6 protein-coding genes are annotated in these 4,951 nt (G+C 49.4%); all 6 read right to left on the bottom strand.

Going from position 1 to position 4,951, the window contains the following annotated elements:
• Positions 1 to 46: 46 nt before the first annotated feature.
• Positions 47 to 847, bottom strand: a complete 801-nt coding sequence (locus tag ACEN2J_RS20370; protein ID WP_442108528.1) for a class I SAM-dependent methyltransferase — start codon at positions 845 to 847, stop codon at positions 47 to 49.
• A gap of 71 nt (positions 848 to 918) precedes the next feature.
• Complete coding sequence (locus tag ACEN2J_RS20365; protein WP_442108526.1) at positions 919 to 1,692, bottom strand: putative nucleotide-diphospho-sugar transferase; 774 nt, start codon at positions 1,690 to 1,692, stop codon at positions 919 to 921.
• The gene (locus ACEN2J_RS20360) at positions 1,689 to 2,453 is read right to left on the bottom strand and encodes a hypothetical protein (RefSeq protein WP_442108524.1); all 765 of its coding nucleotides are present in this window, start codon (positions 2,451 to 2,453) and stop codon (positions 1,689 to 1,691) included. The genes ACEN2J_RS20365 and ACEN2J_RS20360 overlap by 4 nt, the downstream gene beginning before the upstream one ends.
• Positions 2,450 to 3,376, bottom strand: coding sequence for a glycosyltransferase family 92 protein (locus tag ACEN2J_RS20355; RefSeq protein WP_442108522.1), 927 nt, complete (start codon positions 3,374 to 3,376; stop codon positions 2,450 to 2,452). The genes ACEN2J_RS20360 and ACEN2J_RS20355 overlap by 4 nt, the downstream gene beginning before the upstream one ends.
• Positions 3,376 to 4,020 carry a capsular polysaccharide export protein, LipB/KpsS family gene (locus tag ACEN2J_RS20350; protein ID WP_442108520.1) on the bottom strand — a complete coding sequence of 215 codons (645 nt, stop codon included), beginning with the start codon at positions 4,018 to 4,020 and terminating at the stop codon, positions 3,376 to 3,378. The genes ACEN2J_RS20355 and ACEN2J_RS20350 overlap by 1 nt, the downstream gene beginning before the upstream one ends.
• Before the next feature lie 171 nt (positions 4,021 to 4,191).
• Entirely contained in the window at positions 4,192 to 4,458 is a 267-nt protein-coding gene (locus ACEN2J_RS20345) for a hypothetical protein (RefSeq protein ID WP_442108518.1), read from the bottom strand.
• Between the last annotated feature and the right edge of the window lie 493 nt (positions 4,459 to 4,951).

Here is a 4,951-nt window from a genome sequence, read left to right as displayed (position 1 = left end):
CACTAATGACGTCATTAAACACGTGTATTAGATCAAAGCCCCAAGCTCAGGCAGGCGGTGCCAATGGGGTGGTTACCTTCCACCGACGGGAATAGCTGGATTGTTGAACTGTGTCGGTCGAAAGGTTTTCATTGGTCTTGGAAACTTCGGTATACAGGTGAAGTCGGCCTCGCGGCACGGGCCGCCAAAGCAAAATTCGGTGGCCAATTTTTGTGCGCCCTGTTTGCGTTTCAGGGTCACGCAAGACCTTAAAATAGCCTCTCGGATTTTCGCTCATGGCATAGCAATTTACAACGTCACACCCGCATCGACGAACCCAGAAAGAATACATCAACTCAGGGCTGAACTGATACATCCCATGTCCAGGCCATCCGTTCAGTGGGTTGACCCCTACAAACCGCCCACCGGGACGAAGCATGCTAAAAATATTTTCAAGCGCCGTAGTCGTATCAAAAATATGCTCCAGCGTTCCCCCGTCAAAAATGAAATCAAAACTATTGTGGAGTTCTGAAGGGACGGGTGTGTTCAGATCATGAAGGTGCCCTTTGAAACCAGGCTCTGGCCCAAATTCATAATCGGAAAAGTCCATCGTCTCTACCGCGCCAAGGCCAAGTGCAGTGAACATCTTTTCAGTGTAGTTGTCGGGTTGAATAATCTCTTCGATCTTTAAGGCGTGGCCGTTTTTATCCAATGCACGCTGAAACAATCCTTTGTAGGGAATCCGAAACTCTCGTTTTCCGGGATAGTACCGCAGCTTTTGGCGCCCAAGCATCAATGACCGGCCTTGTACCTTAAAACGGCTAGACAGTTCACAAAGTTGAATAAAGGTTGCGCAGTCGATGCCCATAGTAATTCTCTTTCTTTTTTAGCGATAACTTGTGAATGAATGTCGCCGCTTTATAAAAATTTTTATGAAAATCAGTATGTTACGGTCAGACATTTTCGTTTGTAGGACAGCCAGAGTTGCATAATTTTGGGCATGAAGTTGGCAAGAAAGATGGCAACTGCGCGCTTGTTCCGTTTGCTGGCCCGGCGCCCGGCGTTTTTAAAGTGCCACAGTTTTCCGGTCGAGCACCGCACATCATTGTAGATCGTCGCGGGCAGTTTTCGGACGGTAATGCCATGCGCTTGTCCCACCCCTGGGCCAGCCTTAATATCCGCGTCAACCAAAATGTCACTTAGCGCCATCTGGTCACTTTTGTCACTTGAATCGCATTCAGCTTCCCAGATCTTCACCACCTCTTGAACGGGAATTGTATTTTTAAAAAATATAACGCCTGCGTTTAATGTTCCGTTCAAATAGGGCTTTGCAGATTTCATTTCTTTGGGGTGTCGCGGGGTCACGCAAATATCACCGTCCATGAATTCATCGGCGACGATCGTTTCTAAAATCACCACATCCGCATCAATATACAAAGCATCTTGGGAAAAATTCGCCAAAAAATGGCTGATACAGCGCGGCTTATGGGTCGTTTTAATTGCACCACTTGAAGACTTGTCCTTGTACCCCTCCGGCGGCGCCATTTTGACAACCTCACTTTTCAGACGTTTCACCTGCTTATCTGTCATCCCTAAATCATAGATGATCGGATACTGCCCTTGGCGTTTGAAGATGTTTTTTTCAAGCGACGGTAAAAAGTGAAAAAATCCTGCATCGACACACAGGACAATACGAAAGCTATTTTGCGTCATGAGGGGGCTTTCCTTTCAGCCAAAATCGCATCCACCTTTGCTTTGAAATCAAGGGTTGCTGACCGACACAGGTTAAGCATATCGGGCTGCGCGATGCCGCTGTCCAGTTTAGCCAGCCAGTTTTTCGGAGTGGCATAGGCAGGTGGCAGCCGATAAGCGTTAAATTTGTTTGAAAACGGAATGCAGATCGTCTTGCGCCCCAACAAAAGCGACCAATAGACCCCGTGATAGCTGTTTGAAACCACCGTTTTGCCGCTGGCGATGAAGCGAATTGAATCTTCGAAACTGCCAACGTTATTGGCTTTTCGTGGGATGTTGTTTGGAATGGAGATGTTTTGCGTGTCGGTTTTTCCGCCATGACAATAAAAGATCACATCATGTTCCGGCTGAAGGTTCAGATCGAACAAAGGCGACATACAACTTACACAAGGCGCAAAATCGTAGCGGCGATCGCCCCAATCTCGACTGCCTACCAAGCTGCACAGCTTCCTCGCACGCCAGTATTTAAGCGAAATAGGAAAGGACTGACGCGTCCCCACACCCCAGGCGATATGCTCGGGGGATCTAGCGAGGTTTATGCCTGCCGCAGCCGCCATCCCGCCAAAGATCTTCCCGCCGCCCATAATACTCACATTATACGGCTCGGATGCCTCTCGCATGTCTTTTGCGGTCGCATCGCCCCAATCAAAATAGTCAAACGGGCTACAGGAAAAATCACCAATATTTTTCGAATTACGAAGGTGCTGAAAGGTGAGGATCATAGCACGGCCTTGCGCAAATCGTCGCCCGTCAGAATGGCATGACGCTGTAAAAATGATGTGGCCGAAGTATCTAACGTGGCCATTTTCTCTATTTGGGCCGCTTTTTCCAAAATCGCGGCTTTGCGTTTACTGTGTTCCGTTCCTGAAACGGCGGGGCCAGAGATTTTCTGTTCCATTTCAGCCCTTGATCGCAGGTAATAATGGTTCAATTGCAAACCGTCCGTGGTGGTAAACCCTGCAGTGCCGCGGGTTTTGTTCCATGCCACGGCACCGTTCATATTTGCAGTTTTTGCGCCCATCGTTTTGGTTTCAAATTTATGCGTGCTGACTTGGGTCACGTCACAAGGGTCAACGATGCATTTGAAATTCAACAACTTTCCTGTTTGGTGGCTGGCCCGCTCCGTATAGCAGAAAGGTACGGGTGAGGTTGGCATGGTATCATGGCCACCGTGGCCGAACATGACCCAAGGTAAGGAAATATTGGTGAAATGTTCCAGCTTCGTCAGACTTTCCAAAATGGTGTTATCGTTTTTCGGGACCAGATATTCGTCAATATCGATGAAGCCCATCCAACGAAAAGCGCCGCCAAAATTGGAAATTGCATGGCAGTAGGCAAGGATTTGACGCGGCAAAACCATTTTGGGTTTGTGGGATGACGTATCCAGAGCCCAAGGGATGATTGTGATATTTAAAGACGCAAACGACTTTGCGATTTCGATGGTTTGATCGCTGGATTGATTGTCATAAATGAAAAAATCCGTAACGCCTGCCAAGGCATGAAAACGCAACCAATCCCCAATATAAGGGGCCTCGTCGCGAACGATGGTTACAAGCGCCAGACCCGTTCTATCGGCCTGCGCAGTCGGGGGCTTGATGTCGATTTTTGAGGCACGCAAGGCCGTTTTTCGTGCCCAAAAAAGCACTACTTTTCTCCTGTTTCGCGGATTGCCCAAAATCCTGCTTGATCAGCGCCACTGATCCGTTCAGCAATGCGGGCGTTTTCGGGTGAGGATAGTTTAGGGTAATAAATTTTATCAAGATAGGTCAAAAAAGCGTGTCGCGCGGCGGGATCAAACGAAATCGTGGTCGGATTTGACAGCATTTGGGAAAGAGCACTAGGCGTCTTTGCAGAAGCTGCGACACCGTCAAATGCCCAAAAACAATCACCACAAGCGACAACAGCCTTTTCAAAGAACATGGCCTCTAACCCAACCGATGAATTGACGGTTAAAACAACATCGGCCCCTTTCACCTGCTCAAACGTGTCGGTCTCATTATCAAGGATGACATTTGGTGCAGCCAACTTATCGATGGCGTCTTTTACAAATGGCCGTGCGGAAGGATGCTCCTTGATCCGAATTTGCCACCCTTCAGGGCAGCCTGCCGCTGCTTTCAAAATGGCATCAACGAAGGCTTCAACCGTCTTGAAGGCGCCACCACTGATCCGAAGCTGGCTGTCGCCGGGCACCTGCAAGGGCACAAAAATATAGGGCGTGCGTAATGGCGGAGCCTCGCGCGTGACTTTGGAAGCCACCCGTGGTTTGCGTTGCGTGATCGTATCGCGCAAGCTGTGCCAGCCCTCAATATCAATAGCATTGGCCGCGGCCCATTCCAAATATGGGGCCACTTTGCGCGGCAACACATTGGAAAAATTAACCCCTTTGGGGGCAATGGTTATCCGGTCGGCAAACGGGGCCAGTTCAAAAAACAAAGTCTTGTTGCCTGCATCTTTTGCGGCTTACATAAAGACACGGCGTGTTCCGTTCAGCCCGTTCCATGCCACAGCAACAGCATCCGGATTGCGGGCAAAATACGCGCGACTACCCGAGTACTGACACTTTAGCAGCCAAAGCTTTGCCCACCTAATGGCCGCCGATTGATATTGTTTTTTAGCTGTTTCCAACGCCTTCGTTGCGCGGTCGTCTGCTTCACTATAGCGCGCAAAACTCAACGGGGCCAAATTCAAAAACGTTACGTTGCCCGCTGCCCCCAACATCGTCTGCATCCACTGCCGTTTAAGTTTGCGTGGGTCTAGGCAAATAAATGTAACGGGCAAATGGCAACTCTCTTCATATTTGAACTGTGCGGCAGAGTGCAGAGTGTTAACACACCAAAGCTTGAAATCAAGCGCACGGTCAGAGGCCGTCTACTTTTCGGCCATTTTGCAGCCTTGTTAGGGTATGCAGCGTTTCATGTTAGGCCGCTAATCTTCAGGCCGGTTTCTTTGACATCAGCACCTCTGGGGGGATTCCACGGGGCGCGTGTCGCCGTCCGGCGTTGAAACGGGTCAAACGTTTTCCAATGCTTGCCTTACCCTGCGAGACTCCATCGAAATGGCGCAGCTCTGGTATGGTGTTTTGAGTGGCGAAAATCGTCTAGAATGATCCTTATGTGCGGTGCTGGGCCGCGTTCAGAGTTGCCGCGAGCTATGACTGAATCTGGTGTTTGGGCGGTTTGAAGGTTGGCGGCGTATCTGGTTGATTTGTTGTTGCGAGACA

This window comes from Pseudorhodobacter sp. W20_MBD10_FR17, from assembly GCF_052119765.1.
Taxonomy (GTDB): domain Bacteria; phylum Pseudomonadota; class Alphaproteobacteria; order Rhodobacterales; family Rhodobacteraceae; genus Pseudorhodobacter.
Note: the sequence above shows the minus strand (reverse complement) of the source record. Positions and strands in the feature narration are given on the sequence as shown.